Annotated in this window: 18 protein-coding genes; all 18 read left to right on the forward strand. The window is 37.2% G+C overall.

What is annotated here, in order from left to right:
- The first annotated feature begins 8 nt into the window (after nt 1-8).
- The 18 genes from murC to yqeK all read left to right on the forward strand — a co-directional run bounded on the left by murC (nt 9) and on the right by yqeK (nt 17,790).
- The gene (gene murC / locus JG29_RS03060; protein WP_045922430.1) at nt 9-1,328 is read left to right on the forward strand and encodes a UDP-N-acetylmuramate--L-alanine ligase; all 1,320 of its coding nucleotides are present in this window, start codon (nt 9-11) and stop codon (nt 1,326-1,328) included.
- Between the two features lie 208 nt (nt 1,329-1,536).
- Nucleotides 1,537-4,197 (forward strand): DNA polymerase I, encoded by a 2,661-nt coding sequence (polA, locus tag JG29_RS03065; RefSeq protein ID WP_045922431.1) that lies wholly within the window; start codon nt 1,537-1,539, stop codon nt 4,195-4,197.
- 11 nt (nt 4,198-4,208) lie between these two features.
- Nucleotides 4,209-5,039, forward strand: coding sequence for a DNA-formamidopyrimidine glycosylase (mutM, locus tag JG29_RS03070; protein WP_045922432.1), 831 nt, complete (start codon nt 4,209-4,211; stop codon nt 5,037-5,039).
- Complete coding sequence (coaE, locus tag JG29_RS03075; protein WP_045922433.1) at nt 5,039-5,629, forward strand: dephospho-CoA kinase; 591 nt, start codon at nt 5,039-5,041, stop codon at nt 5,627-5,629. Before mutM ends, coaE begins: the two co-directional genes overlap by 1 nt.
- Before the next feature lie 14 nt (nt 5,630-5,643).
- Nucleotides 5,644-6,141, forward strand: a complete 498-nt coding sequence (gene nrdR / locus JG29_RS03080; protein ID WP_045922434.1) for a transcriptional regulator NrdR — start codon at nt 5,644-5,646, stop codon at nt 6,139-6,141.
- The gene (locus tag JG29_RS03085) at nt 6,134-7,474 is read left to right on the forward strand and encodes a DnaD domain protein (protein ID WP_045922435.1); all 1,341 of its coding nucleotides are present in this window, start codon (nt 6,134-6,136) and stop codon (nt 7,472-7,474) included. The genes nrdR and JG29_RS03085 overlap by 8 nt, the downstream gene beginning before the upstream one ends.
- A 12-nt stretch (nt 7,475-7,486) precedes the next feature.
- Entirely contained in the window at nt 7,487-8,401 is a 915-nt protein-coding gene (gene dnaI, locus JG29_RS03090; protein ID WP_045922436.1) for a primosomal protein DnaI, read from the forward strand.
- Nucleotides 8,402-8,657: 256 nt separating this feature from the next.
- Nucleotides 8,658-10,604: a threonine--tRNA ligase gene (gene thrS, locus JG29_RS03095; RefSeq protein WP_045922437.1), complete on the forward strand. Its 1,947-nt coding sequence runs from the start codon at nt 8,658-8,660 to the stop codon at nt 10,602-10,604.
- A 202-nt stretch (nt 10,605-10,806) separates the two neighbouring features.
- The gene (locus tag JG29_RS03100; RefSeq protein ID WP_084232521.1) at nt 10,807-12,783 is read left to right on the forward strand and encodes a fructose-1,6-bisphosphatase; all 1,977 of its coding nucleotides are present in this window, start codon (nt 10,807-10,809) and stop codon (nt 12,781-12,783) included.
- 39 nt (nt 12,784-12,822) lie between these two features.
- The gene (locus JG29_RS03105; RefSeq protein ID WP_045922438.1) at nt 12,823-13,056 is read left to right on the forward strand and encodes a cytochrome b5 domain-containing protein; all 234 of its coding nucleotides are present in this window, start codon (nt 12,823-12,825) and stop codon (nt 13,054-13,056) included.
- A gap of 212 nt (nt 13,057-13,268) precedes the next feature.
- Complete coding sequence (gene infC, locus JG29_RS03110; RefSeq protein ID WP_084232523.1) at nt 13,269-13,781, forward strand: translation initiation factor IF-3; 513 nt, start codon at nt 13,269-13,271, stop codon at nt 13,779-13,781.
- Between the two features lie 16 nt (nt 13,782-13,797).
- Complete coding sequence (gene rpmI / locus JG29_RS03115; RefSeq protein WP_045922439.1) at nt 13,798-13,998, forward strand: 50S ribosomal protein L35; 201 nt, start codon at nt 13,798-13,800, stop codon at nt 13,996-13,998.
- Between the two features lie 24 nt (nt 13,999-14,022).
- Nucleotides 14,023-14,379, forward strand: a complete 357-nt coding sequence (gene rplT / locus JG29_RS03120) for a 50S ribosomal protein L20 (protein ID WP_045922440.1) — start codon at nt 14,023-14,025, stop codon at nt 14,377-14,379.
- A gap of 216 nt (nt 14,380-14,595) precedes the next feature.
- The gene (locus JG29_RS03125) at nt 14,596-15,126 is read left to right on the forward strand and encodes a YqeG family HAD IIIA-type phosphatase (protein WP_282432003.1); all 531 of its coding nucleotides are present in this window, start codon (nt 14,596-14,598) and stop codon (nt 15,124-15,126) included.
- Nucleotides 15,119-16,240 (forward strand): ribosome biogenesis GTPase YqeH, encoded by a 1,122-nt coding sequence (yqeH, locus tag JG29_RS03130; protein ID WP_045922442.1) that lies wholly within the window; start codon nt 15,119-15,121, stop codon nt 16,238-16,240. Before JG29_RS03125 ends, yqeH begins: the two co-directional genes overlap by 8 nt.
- Before the next feature lie 14 nt (nt 16,241-16,254).
- Nucleotides 16,255-16,572 carry a YhbY family RNA-binding protein gene (locus JG29_RS03135; RefSeq protein ID WP_045922728.1) on the forward strand — a complete coding sequence of 106 codons (318 nt, stop codon included), beginning with the start codon at nt 16,255-16,257 and terminating at the stop codon, nt 16,570-16,572.
- A gap of 5 nt (nt 16,573-16,577) precedes the next feature.
- A complete protein-coding gene (locus JG29_RS03140) occupies nt 16,578-17,228 on the forward strand; it encodes a nicotinate-nucleotide adenylyltransferase (RefSeq protein WP_045922443.1) in 651 nt (216 codons plus the stop codon).
- Entirely contained in the window at nt 17,212-17,790 is a 579-nt protein-coding gene (yqeK, locus tag JG29_RS03145) for a bis(5'-nucleosyl)-tetraphosphatase (symmetrical) YqeK (protein ID WP_045922444.1), read from the forward strand. Before JG29_RS03140 ends, yqeK begins: the two co-directional genes overlap by 17 nt.
- Nucleotides 17,791-17,813: the final 23 nt, after the last annotated feature.

Below are 17,813 nucleotides of genomic sequence, written 5' to 3' on the forward strand. Positions count from 1 at the left end.
AATTTTCCATGGAAACTACTGTGTATTATTTTGTTGGTATTAAAGGTACCGGCATGAGTGCTTTAGCATTAATTCTCCATGATTTGGGCTATGAAGTTCAAGGCTCAGATATCGCGAAAACTACTTTTACCCAAAAGGGTTTGCAACAAGCGGGGATTAGAATTAATGATTTTAATGCGGATAATATTCAAGAAGGTATGACTATAATTTTAGGTAATGCTTTCGGCGAAGATAATCCCGAAGTTCAACGTGCTCAAGAATTAAATTTACCCATTTTAAGTTATCCACAAATGGTGAGCCAACTCATCGAGCAATCTACTTCAATTGGAGTGGCCGGAGCACACGGTAAAACCAGTACAACTGGTCTTTTAGCCCATGTTCTCAGTGGTATTGCCAAAACCAGTTATCTTATCGGTGACGGTACCGGCAAGGGAATTAAAGATAGTCAGTTTTTTGTTTTTGAAGCGGATGAATATCGCCGGCATTTTTTGGCCTACCATCCTGATTATTTAATTATGACTAATATTGATTTTGATCATCCAGATTATTTTCGGGATTTAGATGATGTACTGTCCGCTTTTCAAACTGAGGCTCTACAAGTGAAAAAGGCTCTATTTGCTTGGGGTGATGAACCGATCTTACGAAAAGTTCATACTGAATCTCAGGTTCCGATTTATTATTATGGATTAGGCGACTCGAATGATTTTCGCGCTGTTAATATTGAACGTGATACTCAGGGGAGTCATTTTGATGTGCTTTATCAGGGGCAAAAAATCGGCCGTTTTTCAATTCCTTTGTTTGGTGAGCACAATGTTTTAAATAGTTTAGCTGTTATCGGTATTAGTTTTTTGGAAAAAATTGATCCTCAATTAATTCAACAGGAATTAAGCAGCTTTCAGGGTGTAAAACGCCGCTATAGTGAAAAACAAGTTGGTGATATGATTCTTATTGATGATTATGCTCATCATCCTTCAGAAATTAAAGCTACGATTGATGCGGCGCGCCAACAATATCCGCAGAAACATATAATTGTCGTTTTTCAGCCGCATACCTATAGCCGAACTAAAGCTTTATTAGCTGGTTTTGCTCAAAGTTTGGATTTAGCCGATACGGTTTATTTGACCAATATCTTTGGTTCGATTCGTGAACAACAAGGGCAAATTAGTAGCCAGGACTTAGGTAACAAGATTAAGCATGGTGGCCAGGTGATTACGCTGGACAATTTGCAACCTTTATTGCAATATCATGATGCTGTCCTTATCTTTATGGGTGCCGGTGATATTCAAAAATATGAGCTTGCTTATCAAAAAGCTTTAGCAGAAAAATAACAATTGGACAGATTGGAATAATAAAAATTTCCAATCTTTTTTATTATTATGGTTCTTGAAGAATTTACAGACAAAATGGTATTTCCAAGATGCAATTTAAAATAACCGCAGCAAAAATAACTCTAAAAAGTTTGCGATTTTAATACCGGTTTTTGGCAGGTTATTCCAATATTTGCTAAAATAAGAATCGAAGAAATGAGGTAAATTAATGGAGCCTAAAAAATTAATTCTGGTTGATGGAAACAGTATTGCCTTTCGGGCCTTTTATGCTATGTATACAGTATTAGAAAAATTCAAAAATCCTGAAGGACTGCATACTAATGCTATTTATGCCTTTAACAATATGTTAGATTTGATTTTATCTAAAGGCCAACCTACAGATATGTTGGTAGCTTTTGATGCGGGTAAATACACTTTTCGTAATCAATTGTATGATGACTACAAGGGCAATCGTTTAAAAACTCCTACAGAATTTCAAGAACAGATGCCCTTTATTAAGCAATTATTAAAGGCTCGGGGTATTAAAACTTATGAATTAGAAAATTATGAAGCAGATGACATTATTGGAACTGTAGCTAAAAAAGCTCAAAAAAAGAATTTTCAGACTACCATTGTTACCGGCGATCGTGATTTAACCCAGCTGGTTAATGAACAGACTACTGTTGCTTTAACCATCAAAGGTGTTACTGAACTGGAATTTTATACTCCGCAGCATTTTCAAGAAAAATTAGGTATTAAGCCAGCTCAGTTAATTGATGTTAAAGCTTTGATGGGTGATACTTCGGATAATTATCCTGGTGTAACTAAAGTGGGCGAAAAAACAGCTCTTAAACTAATCAAGCAGTACGGGTCTTTAGATCAATTATATGCTCAGATTGATAAAATGAAGGCCAGCAAACTCAAAGAACATTTACTGCAGGATCGAGATGTTGCTTTTTTATCACAAAAATTAGCTACTATCCAATTAGATGTTCCCGTTCAATTAGATATTGATCAGCTAACCTATGAGGGTGATCAAATTAGTCAGCTGCGTGATTTTTATCAAAAAATGAATTTTCGAACATTTTTATCCAAAATGGATACTGAAACAACAGCTTCCACAATAGAATCAGTGGAAACTAATATTAATTTTCAAGAGTTAAACGAGAATAATATTAAAGAAATTACAGCTTCGCAACAAGCAGCAACAGTTTTGGTTGAGATGGTGCAAGACAATTATCACAAGGCTCCTATTATCGGTTTTGGTATCGGGATTAAAGATCAAATTTGGGTAACTGATAATGCCGAAATTTTGCGTAATCCGCAATTAAAATCTTGGTTGCAAAATCCTCAAATTAAGAAGGCGGTTTTTGATTTTAAGCGTAATTATGTAGCTTTAAATCGTTGGCAAATTCATCTTGCTGGGGTTAATTTTGATGCACTGTTAGCCTCTTATTTAATTGATGTGAATGAAAACTCTAATGACTTAGGAAAACTGGCCCAGGGTTATGATTATCAGGATTTGATTGCTGATAGCCAGTTTTATGGTCGCGGAGCTAAATTAACTATTCCACCGCGATCAGAATTATTACAACATTTAGCGGCCAAGATAACAGCGATTAATTTTTTAAAGACTAAATTACCGCAAAAATTACAGGATCATGATCAAGATCAATTATTTGACGAAATTGAGTTACCTTTATCGCAAGTATTAGCCGATATGGAAATTGCGGGAATTAAAGTTGATCGTCATAATTTAGAGCAAATGCAACAAGATCTAGATCAACGTTTACAGGATTTAGAAGCAGATATTTATCAGCAAGCCGGTCATGAATTTAATATAAATTCGCCGCAACAGCTAAGTAAAGTTCTGTTTGAAGAATTGGGCTTAAAACCGATCAAGAAGAATAAACGAGGTTATTCTACCTCTGTCGATGTCTTAGAAAAATTACGCGGCCAAGCACCGATTATTGCTCAAATTTTGGATTACCGTCAAGTTGCCAAAATCCAATCAACTTATGTCATCGGCTTAATGAATTCTATTGCAGTAGATGAGAAGGTGCATACACGTTATCAACAGACCTTAACTCAGACTGGGCGGCTATCTTCGGTGGATCCGAATTTGCAAAACATTCCGGCTCGGGATGAGGGCCGAGAAATTCGAAAGGCTTTTGTGCCTAGTCATGTTGGATGGGAAATTTTTTCCAGTGATTATTCACAGATTGAGTTGCGGGTTTTGGCACACATTTCCGGTGATCAAAATATGCAAAAGGCTTTTGCTGATAATTATGATATCCATGCTCATACCGCGATGCGTATTTTTGGCCTTCATGACATTTCTGAGGTTACTCCGGATATGCGGCGTCAAGCTAAGGCCACTAATTTTGGAATTGTTTATGGAATTAGCGATTATGGTTTATCCCAGAATATTGGTATTTCCCGCAAACGGGCGGCAGAGTTTATTAATGCTTATTTTAAACAGTATCCGGATGTGAAAAATTATATGGATAAAATTGTCCAGATGGCGCGAACCGATGGTTATGTTGAGACTATTATGCATCGCCGCCGTTATTTGCCTGATATCCATTCCCGAAATTATCATCTGCGTTCCTTTGCAGAACGGACTGCGATGAATACTCCTATTCAAGGCAGTGCCGCTGATATTATTAAAATAGCCATGATTAATATGCAAAAGAAACTGCAGGCAGATAATCTGCAAGCTACAATGTTATTACAAGTTCATGATGAATTAATTTTTGAAGCTCCCAAAAAGGAGATCCCGATTTTAGAGAAGTTAGTACCACAAGTAATGGATTCAGCGGTGCAGCTGGATGTACCTTTGAAAGTAGAATCAGCACATGGACCAACTTGGTTCGATGCTAAAGGATAGGTGAGAAAAACATGCCGGAATTACCGGAAGTAGAAACAGTGCGGCGGGGACTGAATAGTTTAGTTAAGGGCCGGACAATTACTAATGTCGAAATTTACTACGATAAAATTATTATCGGCTCCGTAGCCGATTTTCAACACCAGTTAGTTGGGGCTAAGATTTTAGATATTGGCCGCCGCGCTAAATATCTTTTGTTTCATTTTGATAATAATTTAACAATGATTAGCCATCTGCGTATGGAAGGCAAATATCAAGTCCGAGCCTCGAAAGCTGACTTTGACAAACATGTTCATATTGTTTTTCACTTGGATGACGGAAAGTTTTTAGGCTATCGGGATGTTCGCAAATTTGGGAAAATGCAATTAGTACCCACTACTGAGGAATTGCAAGGGAAAGCGATCGCCGCTTTAGGGCCGGAGCCGCTTACACCAGAATACACTTTGGCCGCTTTGCAGCAGGGATTACAGCGAAGAAAAAAATCAATTAAGGCTACTTTGTTAGATCAGCATGTTGTTTCTGGTTTGGGCAATATCTATGTTGATGAAGTCTTATGGCGAGCTCAAATTCATCCCGAAGAACCGGCCAATAAAGTAACGGAGCAACAAGTTGCTGCGCTTTATCCGATTATTAATGATGAAATCAAAACAGCTATTGCTGCTGGAGGGACTACAGTCCGCAGTTATGTTGATGCGACTGGACATGAAGGCACCTTTCAGTTACAATTGCATGTCTATAATCAAGAAGGCCATCCTTGTGAACGTTGTGGTACAATTATTAAAAAAATTAAGGTGGCAGGTCGAGGAACTCATTTTTGTCCTCAATGCCAAACACTTAATCCATAATGAGAAAAGCTATTGGAATTACCGGAGGTATTGCAACCGGGAAATCGACCGTTACTAAGATACTGCAACAGCAAGGATTTACAATTGTTGATGCTGATCACATTGCCCGGATGGTTGTTTTACCACAAACTGAAGGTTGGCAAAAAATAGTTAATTGTTTTGGAACGCGGATTTTACAGGAGGATGGTCAGTTAAATCGTCCCTATTTAGGACAGATAGTGTTTAATAATCCGCATTATTTAGACCAATTGAATCAAATTTTGCAGCCATTAATTCGACAACGTTTGACAGATTTGATTAAAAAAGTTTCTGATAATGGTGTTCCGGTCTTTTTTGAAATTCCATTACTATTTGAACAGCATTATCAACAATTATTAGATCAAATTATTTTGGTTTATGCCGCGCCTTCTGTGCAATTACAAAGATTACAGACGCGCAATCATCTAACGCTGGCTGCTGCACAACAACGGATTGCCAGTCAAATGAGCTTAAGTCAAAAAAGTCGCTGGGCAGATTTTATCATCGATAATAATGGTGATTTACATTATTTGCAAAAACAAATTGACCAGATGTTAGAGCTGTTAATTTAAAGGAGTACTAAAAAATGATTTGTCCGCATTGTCATCAAAATTCTTCCAGAGTTATTGATAGTCGACCTAGTGATGAAGGTCGGGTGATTCGTCGCCGCCGTGAGTGTGAAAATTGTGGTCATCGTTTTACAACATTTGAACGCATTGAACAGTCTCCGGTTTTAGTAATTAAAAAAAATGGCAGTCGGGAAGAATTTAGTCGGGAAAAAGTTCTACGAGGAATTGTTCGAGCTGCTGAAAAACGACCAGTAACTTTAGATGATATGAATCAGGTGGTCTCCCGTGTGGAGTCTAAAGTGCGCGCTACAGGCGAAAATGAGGTTTATTCGCGGCAAATAGGAGAATATGTAATGCAGGAATTGGCACAATTGGATGATATTGCCTATATTCGTTTTGCCAGTGTTTATCGGCAATTTAAGGATATCAATGGGTTGATGAAGGAAGTTCAAGAAATGATGGCTAATCAAAAAAATAATGCTGATTCATCAACTGGCGGTTCTGCCAATGACTGAAGCAAAAATTGATCCCTTATGGGGTTATTGGGTAACTACTGAAGATTTTTTAACTGATTATGATCGGCAAGTATTATTGGATTTATATCAGCCCTTAGTGGGCAGTAATGCTTTAAGCCTTTATCAATTATTGTGGAATCAACGACAAGCTTTAGTTTCGGAGCGAAATCAGCATGCACAGTTGTTAAATTTATTAGATATTGATGCACCCCACTTTTATCAGGCACGAATTAAGCTGGAAGCAGTCGCTTTAATGCATACTTTTTCTACGAAAGATGCTCTGGGACAATATTTAATCTATCAATTACATGAGCCTTTACGTCCCCAAGAATTTTTTAGAGATAATATTTTAAAAACTTTTTTATATGAAAAAATCGGCCGTTATGATTATGAACGCTTACAAACAAAATATCAGCCCCCTCGATTACCACAAAACCAACCTTTAACTGATATTACTCAAAGTTTTTTAGATGTTTTTCATTTGTCTAGTTCGGAAATTTTGAAAATGGCACAACAACCTACTCCAAAGACGACAACAAAGCTTCCCCATTATACCAAAGATCAATTGGCTACTTTTGATTGGCAGTTACTCACGGATTATACGGCTAGTTATCATGTCAGCTCGCAGGATATTGCCCAACATCAGAATGAATTATTTAATGTGCATGCCTTTTATGGTGTTACCGAAATCGAAATGGCAGATTTAATTGCCAATACTTTGAATGTTCAAAATAACAGTATTGATATCAGAAGATTGCAAAATGTTGCCCAGAAACGTTTTGAGGAGCGGGTTAATATTCAAGTACGTGATGAAACCAATAATCAATTGCAGCCGGAATTGACGGTCAAAGATTCCCAGGCCCAAGAATTTACAAAAGCAGAACAGCAATTAATTAAGCAAGCTAATCAGTTAGCACCGGGAGATTTTTTGGCAGCCAAAAAGCAACAGCTGCATGGTTTTGTAGGATCAGCTGAAACTGGTGTTTTACGTAAACTGCAGCAGCGAGCGGTATTACCGTTGCCGGTAATTAATATTTTGATTGATTATATTTTAAATAATTCCGCTACTTTAACACAAAGTCTTGTGGAAACTGTCGCTAATGATTGGGTTCAAAATGATATTCGTACTGCCGGCGCGGCCGTGAAACGGATTAAAGCTCGTGCGAATGGTACTGGCAAAAGCAGCCATATCAGGCGCAAGTCTGCGCGCAATAGTTACCAGCCTCATCAAGAGCAAACAACTGATTGGTCAAAGCATCAGGCAAAACAAGTTGATCCTGAAGAATTGGCTAAATTGCAACAGCAATGGCGTGATTTTAAAAATAATTCCTAATAGGTGAATAATATGAAAAATATGGCACAGGAGTTTTCGGGGATAATTGCTAAAAATCATTGGAATAAAAAATATCAGGAATTAACGCAGCAGGCTTTACAAGATCCAGATGTCCAAAAATTTATTCGACAACATCAAAGCCAAATAACGACGACCATATTGAATAATAATCTGGATGCAATCTATGAATTTGTCCAAGCCAAGAACCATAAGAATAATTTTGCCAGTGAATACGATCCTTTTTTGCGCTTAGTTAATCAATCGATTCAAGTAGTTTATCGACCCAATCCCAAGTTATCTGCTCAAAAACAACAGATTGCTTTGGAGCATAAGTTTATGACCTTAAATATGGCTAGCGATATTCGTCAGGCTAATTTGGATGATTATGCTCAAGGAGCATTAGGGCGGCAAGAATCCTATGCGGCGGCTTTAAATTTCGTCTTAAAATATAGCCAAAATCCCCAGCAATTTATTCCTGGTCTTTATTTATGCGGCAAATTAGGAGTCGGTAAAACTTATTTGCTGGCGGCCATTGCCCGGGAATTAGTAGAGCATAAGGTGACGGTCTTGTTGATGCATTTTCCGACCTTTGCTGTCCAGATGAAAAATGCCATTCAAAATAATTCGGTCTTATCGCAAATTAATCAGATTAAAGCTGTTCCCATTCTGATGTTAGATGATATTGGAGCAGATTCTTTAAGTTCCTGGATTCGTGATGAAGTATTGGGAGTAATTTTACAATATCGTCTGCAGGAAAAGCTGCCGACCTTCTTTTCCTCTAATTTTTCGATGGCCGAGCTACAAAAGCATTTAACTGTTAATCAGCGCGGTGATGAAGAGACACTTAAAGCTGCGCGCATTATGGAACGAATTCGTTTCTTATCGCAAGAAATAATTGTAAGTGGTCCTAATCGACGTTTTAAGTAATTGTTGCATTTTTGTTCTTTTCGTGGTTTAATGCTTTTATATTCTATTAATCTTCAATTCAGGGAGAGTTCACCACCGACTGAAAGTAACTCAACGAAGATTTTTAACCATAACCAGATTGAAGACTGAGCGGTTAGTTGCTTTATAGACTGATAGAGATGAAGCTGAGTGCTTTAATGTGGGTGGAACCGCGTATATTATTTTAAATACGTCCCTCGGAATTTTTCCGAGGGACTTTTTTATTGGAGGTAGAAGAATGTCAAATATATCATTAGAATTTCCGGATGGTTCTAAACAAGAAGTTGCTGCTGGAATTAAGCCGGCAGAAGTTGCTGCTAGTATTGGTAATAGTTTAAAGAAATCTGCTGTTGCGGCAAAAATTAACGGCTTTTTGGTAGATTTACAAAGACCAATTTTTCAAGATGCTAAAATTGAGATTATTACCTCCAAAGATGCTGCTGCAGTCGAAGTCATGCGGGAAACAGCAATTTTCTTATTAAGTGCCGTTTTAAAACAAAAATATCCTGAAATTAATTTTGGCGAACATCAGGTTAATGATGAAGGTTTTTATTTAGATACGGATAAGGCGGATGCTCAAGTAAGTGTCGACGAATTAGAAGATTTAAAAGATCGAATGCAAAAATTAATAGCCGAAAAACCAGAAATCGAACGGCAAATGATGGATAAAAAAGAATTGGCAGAAAAAGTGCAGGCTGATCCTTATAAATCTGCTTTAGTTGCGGCATACGATAATGTCCAAATTCCAGTATTTAAATTAGGCGATTTTATTGATTTTGGCGAGAAAGCCTTGTTACCAGAAATTAAGAATTTAAAATATTACCAGTTATTATCTGTTGCAGGTGCTTATTGGCAAGGTAAGTCCAGTAATCCGATGTTACAAAGAATTTATGGAACAGCCTTTTTAAGTGATGAGGATCTACAAGCAGACTTAAAACGACGCGCAGAGATTAAAGAGCGCGATCATCGGACTATTGGTCGAGAATTAGATCTATTTTTTGTTGATCCTAAAGTTGGTGCTGGTTTGGCCTATTGGATGCCTAAAGGAGCAACCATTCGGCGGGTAGTTGAACGTTATATTATTGATAAAGAAGTGGCTGCTGGTTATCAGCATGTTTATACACCGGTTTTGATGAATTTAGATGCTTATAAAACCTCAGGTCATTGGGATCACTATCGTGAAGACATGTTTCCGCCAATGGATATGGGTGAAGGAGAAATGCTAGAATTACGACCGATGAACTGTCCTTCACATATTGAAATTTATAAGCATCATATTCATTCTTACCGCGAGTTGCCGATCCGAATTGCAGAATTAGGAATGATGCATCGTTATGAAAAATCTGGTGCGCTTTCCGGATTACAACGCGTCCGTGAGATGACACTTAATGATGGTCATACATTTGTAGCTTTGGATCAGATTGAAGATGAATTTAAAAAAGTCTTACAATTAATGTTGGATGTTTATCATGATTTTGCGATCGATAATTATTCTTTCCGGTTAAGTTATCGTGATCCGGCTAATACTGAAAAATATTTTGATGATGATGAAATGTGGAATAGATCCCAAGGTATGTTAAAAGCCGCGATGGATGATATGGGCTTAGATTATTACGAAGCTGAAGGTGAAGCTGCCTTTTATGGCCCTAAACTAGATGTCCAAACTCAAACAGCATTAGGAAACGAAGAAACTTTATCGACCATTCAGTTAGATTTTATGCAACCGGAGCGCTTTAAATTAACTTATGTGGGTGAGGATGGTCAAGAACATCGTCCCGTAATGATTCATCGTGGTGTTATTTCTACTATGGAACGTTTTATAGCTTATCTGATGGAAATGTATAAAGGAGCCTTTCCAACTTGGTTAGCACCAATTCAGGCAATGATCATTCCAGTTAGAAATGATTTGCATTTAGATTATGCCCAAAAATTACAAGACGATATGCGCAAATTAGGGTTACGAGTAGAAATTGATTCGCGTAATGAAAAAATGAATTATAAAATTCGTGAAGCTCAAACTCAAAAGATACCTTATACAATTGTAATTGGCGATCGGGAAGTTAGTGACGCAAAAGTTTCCGTTCGTAAATATGGTGAACAAAATAGTGCGGAAGAAGATATTAGTATGTTTATTGACAGTGTCGTCGCTGATGTAAAAAATTATTCCCGTACTGGAAAAGAATAAAATAAATTGTTAAGGCAGAAGCAGTAATGTTTCTGCCTTTTTAATTGCCTTAATTTAAATTTTTAATTTTTTATTAGATGCATCATCTTTGTTAAGTTATACTTAAAGCGGTAAAGGTAAATCCTCAAAGTCATTAGCAAAGATGTTTTTTAATTTTGGTATAGATCATTTTTTGTTGTAGAATCCTTATTTAAAAGCAAAGATGACAGTTTTTAAAAAAATTGGTATAATAAAGATATCTTATTTTAAAAGGGTGATTGTTACGCAAGAATTAACAAAAGAATTGCTAAAAGAAAAATTTCCCACGCGAGAAGCTATCACCACGGAAATTATTAATTTAAAAGCTATTTTAAATTTACCGAAAAGTACTGAAGCTTTTATGAGTGATATTCATGGTGAATATGCAGCTTTTGATCATGTTTTGCGTAATGCTTCGGGGAATATTAAATTAAAGATTAAGGCTTTATTTAATGGACGTTTGAATGCTAAAAGCCAGCAGGAACTAGCCTTTTTAGTCTATTATCCTACACAACGTCTCCAGATCATTAAAGCCGGTTTTCAGCATTCGGAAGACTTACAGCAATGGTATTTAGATACTTTTGCCCAATTATTGGAACTATTAAAATATTGTGCGACTAAATATACTCGTTCTAAGTTACGGAAAGCGCTAGCACCAGAATTTGTATATATTACTGAAGAATTACTCTACGGGGATTTTGATACGCTGGATAAGCAAAATTATTATGCGCAAATAACAGCTGATATTATTAAATTAGGATCGGCAGATAAATTTATTATTTCCTTATGTCATACAATTCAGCGATTAGTTGTCGATCATTTACATGTAGTGGGTGATATCTATGACCGGGGACCCCATCCAGATAAGATTATGGATCGGTTAATGAATTATCATTCGGTAGATTTACAATGGGGCAACCATGATATTTTATGGCTGGGAGCTGTATCAGGATCACCTTTATGTGTGGCCAGTTTGTTAAGAATTTGTGCGCGATATAACAATTTATCAATTGTTGAAGATGCCTATGGTATCAATTTACGTCATTTATCCTTATTAGCCGATAAATATTATCATGATAATCCGGGCTTTGCTCCCAAACTTAATCCTCAAGAAGCACGGCCTTCTGCCAGTGAATTAAGTCAAATTAATAAGATTCATCAAGCAATTGCAATTATTCAGTTTAAATTAGAAGGACATCTGATTGAACGCAGGCCCGAATTTAAAATGCAATCGCGCCAATTGTTGGATAAGTTAGATCCACAGCAAACTCATATTTTGCTTAAAGGCAAAACTTATCCGATAATTAATGGCTGTTTTCAAACGGTTGATCCGAAAAATCCTTATCAGCTTTTACCTGACGAACAAGAAGTAATTACCCAATTGACGCAGGCATTTGTTCATTCAGAAAAATTACGCAAGCATATGGACTTTTTCATGCAAAAGGGCAGTATGTACTTAGTGTATAATGGTAATTTGTTGGTTCATGGCTGTATTCCTGTTGATGAAAAAGGTGATTTTGAGGGCTTAACTCTTAATCATCATCTCTATGCCGGAAAAGAATTATTCGATTTTTTAGAAGATAATTTACGACGCTGTTATGCTAATAGTCGTCAAAGTACAGATTTAGCGACTGATTTGTTATGGTATCTCTGGTCAGGTCCTGTTTCACCGTTGTTTGGAAAACAGGAAATGACAACTTTTGAAAGATATTTTATTGCCGATCCGCAAACCCATTATGAAAAGCCGAACAGTTATTATCAGTTACGTCATCAAGAACCTTTTATTGTTAAAGTTTTACGTGAATTTGGGGCTGATGCTGATTGTGGTCATTTAATTAATGGACATACTCCGGTTAAAAAGGGACATTCTCCCATTATGGCCAATGGAAAAATGATTGTCATCGATGGCGGCTTTTCTACTGCCTATCATAAGACGACCGGTATTGGCGGTTATACTTTATTGTATAATTCTCATGGGTTACAATTAGTGACGCACCAGCCTTTTACTACCCGCGAACAAGCAATTGAACAATTAAGTGATATTGTCTCGACGAAAAGAGTTGTTGAGCAGGAATTAGCACGCAAAACCGTTAGTGAAACAGATATTGGTAAGAAGTTGAAACAACAAATTCAACAATTAGAAGAATTGTTGGCAGAATGAATAACTGATCGCAGATTTTAAAAAGGAGTGGTCTAGAGAATGACTAAAACTTTTACTAAAACGCAATTAGCGCAATATAATGGTAAAATTAAACCTCAAAAATATGTGGCTATCGATAGCATAGTTTATGATGTGACTCAAGTTGATGCTTGGGCCGGTGCTAATCATCATGGGCAAGTTGCGGGTAATGATCTCTCGAAAATTATTTTAAAAGCACCGCACAAAAAAACAGTCTTGGCCAAATTGCCGGTTGTGGGGAAATTAACTGAATAAGAAAATAGTTATTGACAATGTTAACCTAGTTAGATATAATGTTCATTGAGTTTAAAAGCAGAAGCTCCCGCTTCTCACCCATGCAATTTTTGCCTCTGGGTTTTAAAGAATAATCGACTAGATATTATTTGCGGGCGCTTTTGCGCCCGCATTTTTGTGAGTGAATTTTTTGGAGGTGGATACCAATAGCTGCTAATAATAGCAAAAATAATATGATCGTGAACGAAAAAATTCGGGCACGTGAAGTGCGCGTAATTTCGGTTGGTGGAGAACAATTAGGTGTTAAGAATCGAGCAGAGGCTTTACGCTTGGCAGAACAGGCACATTTGGATTTAGTATTAGTCTCTCCTAATGCCAAACCACCGGTTGCCCGTATTATGGATTATGGTAAATATCGATTTGAATTACAAAAAAAAGACCGTGAAGCGCGAAAGAAACAAAAGACTGTTAGTATCAAGGAAGTTAGGTTAAGTCCTACTATTGAGAAAAATGATTTTGATACTAAATTAAAAAATGCTCGTAAATTTCTCGAAAAGGGAGCAAAGGTCAAAGTTTCAATTAGATTCCGGGGCCGTGCCATCACTCACAAAGAAATTGGTCGAGATGTTCTGGAAAAAATGGCGCAAGCAACTCAAGATGTTGCTACTGTTATCACGCATCCTAAAATGGATGGCAGAAGTATGTTTCTGATGCTTGCTCCTATCACTGATAAAAAGAAGAAATAATTAGGAGGATATTATAATGCCTAAGCAAAAGACACATCGTGCATCAGCAAAACGTTTTAAATTTACTGCTAATGGTGGTTTGAAACGTCATCATGGTTATACAAGTCATCGTTTCCACGGTAAGACCAAGAAACAACGGCGGCAATTATCACAAGCGGCGATGGTTAGTGCGAGTGATATGAAACGAATTAAGCAAATGTTAACTACTTACAAATAAAATAGATTTCTAGGAGGAATTTTTATGCCACGTGTTAAAGGTGGAACAGTTACTCATCAACGTCGTAAGAAAGTTTTAAAACTCGCTAAGGGCTATCGTGGTTCGAAACATATTCAATTTAAGGCAGCATCAACGCAGTTATTTAATTCCTATCGTTATGCTTTTCGGGATCGGCGTCAAGTTAAGCGCGAATATCGTAAATTATGGATTGCCCGGATTAATGCTGCAGCTCGAACCCATGATATGAGCTATAGTAAGTTAATGCATGGACTAAAATTGGCACAAGTTGATATTAATCGTAAAATGTTGGCTGATTTGGCTGTTAATGATCAACGTGCATTTAAAAAGTTAGTCGACACTGCTAAAACTGCATTGAAATAATAAATTTAATGATGGCGGTGAGCCATTGGAGGCTGGAGCAAAATTAAATTTTGTCGCAGCCTTTTTTTATTAAGAGAAACTGAGAAAGCTTTCAGCACACAGCAGCATTAAGTTGAGTAACGTTAGGATTAAGCGATTCAAAAGTTTTGGCAATTCTTGTTTAACAATTGATTAAACCTAGTTGAATTTAAAATAATATATTAGGAGTGAAGGGCTCTGGGACTTTTTAAACCGACCGTAATGATTGAACAAATCATGCAAGTAAATGCTCAAGAGTTTGTTGATCAAGGTATTAAGGTCATATTATCGGATTTAGATAATACTTTGGTGCCTTGGAATCAGAAATATCGTCGTGATCAGCGCTTAATAAAGTGGAATCAAGAATTAAAGGCGCAGGGGGTTAAATTAGTTATTGTATCTAATAATAATCGTGCGCGGGTTTTAAAAGCGGTGCAGGGGCTAGATGTGGAAGTAGTTGATCGGGCTCTAAAACCTTTGCCTTTTGCGATTAAAAAATATCTATCGGAACAGCATTTAGCTAAAAAAGACGTTATAATGGTAGGCGATCAATTAATGACTGATATTTTAGCCGGTAATTTGGCCGGTTTAGCAACGATTCTCGTGCGGCCTTTAGTGGCTACTGATGCTAAAAAAACTCGGATTAATCGTTTCTTTGAACGTCCTTTAATGTGGTTGAATAGTCGGCTTTACCGGCAGTTAAAGTGGAGGCAGCACTTGAATGAGTAATGAAGAGGCATTATATTGTATTGGTTGTGGTGCTTTATTGCAGTCGCAACAACAACAGCAGGCAGGATATATTCCTGAAGCTACTTTAGAAAAATATCTGGCTCAAGATAATGTTCAAGAATTATATTGCCAGCGTTGTTTTCGCTTACGACACTACAATGAAGTGTCAGCAGTACCTTTAAATGATAAGCATTTTCAACAGTTGTTACAATCCATTGGAAAACAACAGGCTCTTGTGATTTATGTAGTCGATTTATTTAATTTTTCGGGAAGTGTTATCAAAAAATTGCGTCAATATATCGGACGTAATCCAATCTTGTTAGTAGGTAATAAAGCAGATTTAATCCCGAGCTCTTTTAATAGTAATAAATTAAAAGATTGGCTGCGTCAGCAAGTCAAAAAATTAGGATTACACCCTGTGGCTATAGAATTAGTAAGTGCCAAAAAACTTACGAATATTGATGATTTATTAAAGCAAATCATGAAATTGCGCCAAGGAAAAAAAGTTTACGTCGTCGGGACTACTAACGTCGGCAAATCGACTTTAATTAATGCTATTATTCAAGCTCATTCGGATTGGCAAAACTTAATTACAACGTCCAATTTTCCGGGGACTACGCTTAATGAAATTCGCCTGCCTTTAGCCGAGGGCGGTGAAATTATTGATACTCCGGGCATTATGCATGATAATCAAATCTCTCAGTTTTTGGCTCCTTCGGAATTAAAATATCTGGCTCCCCAGCAGGAAATTCATCCGCGAGTATTTCAATTACAAGCGCAGCAAACTTTATTTTTAGCGGGTTTAGCACGATTAGATTTTATTTCGGGTCCTTCGGGTTCATTTGTCGTCTATGTAAACAATCAGCTTTATGTACATCGGACCAAATTATCGCAGGCCCAGACTTTTTATCACAAACATTTAGGCAAGTTGTTGCAGCCGCCTGTTTCGCAGGATCATCTACCACCTTTAAAAGCACAAACTATTATTACCAAAGTTAAAAGTGATATAGTTTTTGCGGGTTTAGGTTGGATTGCGGTTCCGGCCCAAGTAAGATTGCAAGCCTATTTACCCCAAGGATTACAGGTGGAAGTCCGCCCATCTTTAATAAATTGAATGAAGGAGTAGCTATGATAACACCTAAGCAGCGCCAATTTCTTCGAGGACAAGCGCAAAAACTGTCACCGATGTTGCAAATTGGCAAAAATGGTATTACAAAAACAGTTTTACAACAAATACAATGGCAAATTAATGCCCAAGAGTTGATTAAAATATCTATCTTGCCCAATTCTTCGGTGCAATCAGAAGAATTAATTCAGCAAGTACAAAAATTTGATACGCAAATTCAATACGTCCAAGATATTGGCCGCATGGTAATCTTATATAAACAAGCCCCCCAGCCTTCCCACCGCCATCTAAGTCTTAAGGTAAAACAAATTTCGAGGTAAGATTAATGACAAAGATTGCAGTTAAGAATCAGTCAATTACTGAACCTAAATTACAAAGAATAAATAATGGAAAACAAAAGCGGATCGGTATTATGGGGGGGACTTTTAATCCGCCTCATATTGGGCATTTAATGGTTGCGGATCAAGTTTTAAATCAATTAAGTTTGGATAAAATTTTATTCCTGCCGGATTCCAAGCCGCCGCATGTGGACAGTAAAGGTGCCATTGCGGCCAGTGATCGTGTCGAAATGGTTCGACGAGCAATTATTGATCATCGTAATTTTGAATTAGGATTGATGGAAGTTAATCGTGGGGGAGTTAGTTATACTTATGACACGATTCGCGCTTTAACTATTTCTCATCCTGAAAATCGTTATTATTTAATTATCGGCGCAGATATGGTTAACTATTTACCTAAGTGGCACAAGATTGAACAATTAGTGCAAATGGTTCAATTAGTCGGTGTTTGTCGCAAAGGTTATGAAAAAAAATCGGTTTATCCGGTAATTTGGGTTAATATGCCTGCCACTGACGTGAGTTCCACTTGGATCAGAAATACTATTCGCCATCATGGTTCAGTTCGATATTTTGTACCGGATCTAGTTTTGCAGTATATTGAAGAAAAGGGGCTTTATCAAGATGAAGCAGACAAATAGTGATTATCTTTCTGGCTTACAACAGCAGGTCAAGCAGCATTTATCCGATTATCGCTACCAGCACTGCCTGCGGACAAGTGAACGGGCAGTCCAGTTAGCGCAATTTAATAATTGTGACACTTATAAGGCTCAAATTGCGGGCTTGGTTCATGATTATGCTAAAGAGCGCAGCGATGAAGAATTTATTACAATGATTAAACAGGAAAAATTGGATGCTGACCTATTAAATTACGGTAATGCGATTTGGCATGGTATTGTGGGTGCCTTTTTTATTAAATATGAACTGGGTATTGTCGACGAAGACATTTTAAATGCTGTTCGGCGCCATACTACAGGTGATGTTCGCATGACAACCCTGGATAAAATCGTCTTTATGGCCGATTACACAGAACCGGGACGCGATTTTAAAGAAGCAGAGGAAGCACGAGCGATCACTGACCGTGATTTGGATGCGGGGGTTCGTTATCAATTACAGCATACCTTAGAACACTTGCTGAAACAAAAGCGGCAGATTTATCCTTTAACCATTGCCAGTTATAACGAATGGGTTGTGCAAAAATAAAGTGAGGTATTTTATTGAATAGT

It is taken from the genome of Bombilactobacillus mellis, assembly GCF_000967245.1.
Taxonomy (GTDB): Bacteria; Bacillota; Bacilli; order Lactobacillales; family Lactobacillaceae; genus Bombilactobacillus; species Bombilactobacillus mellis.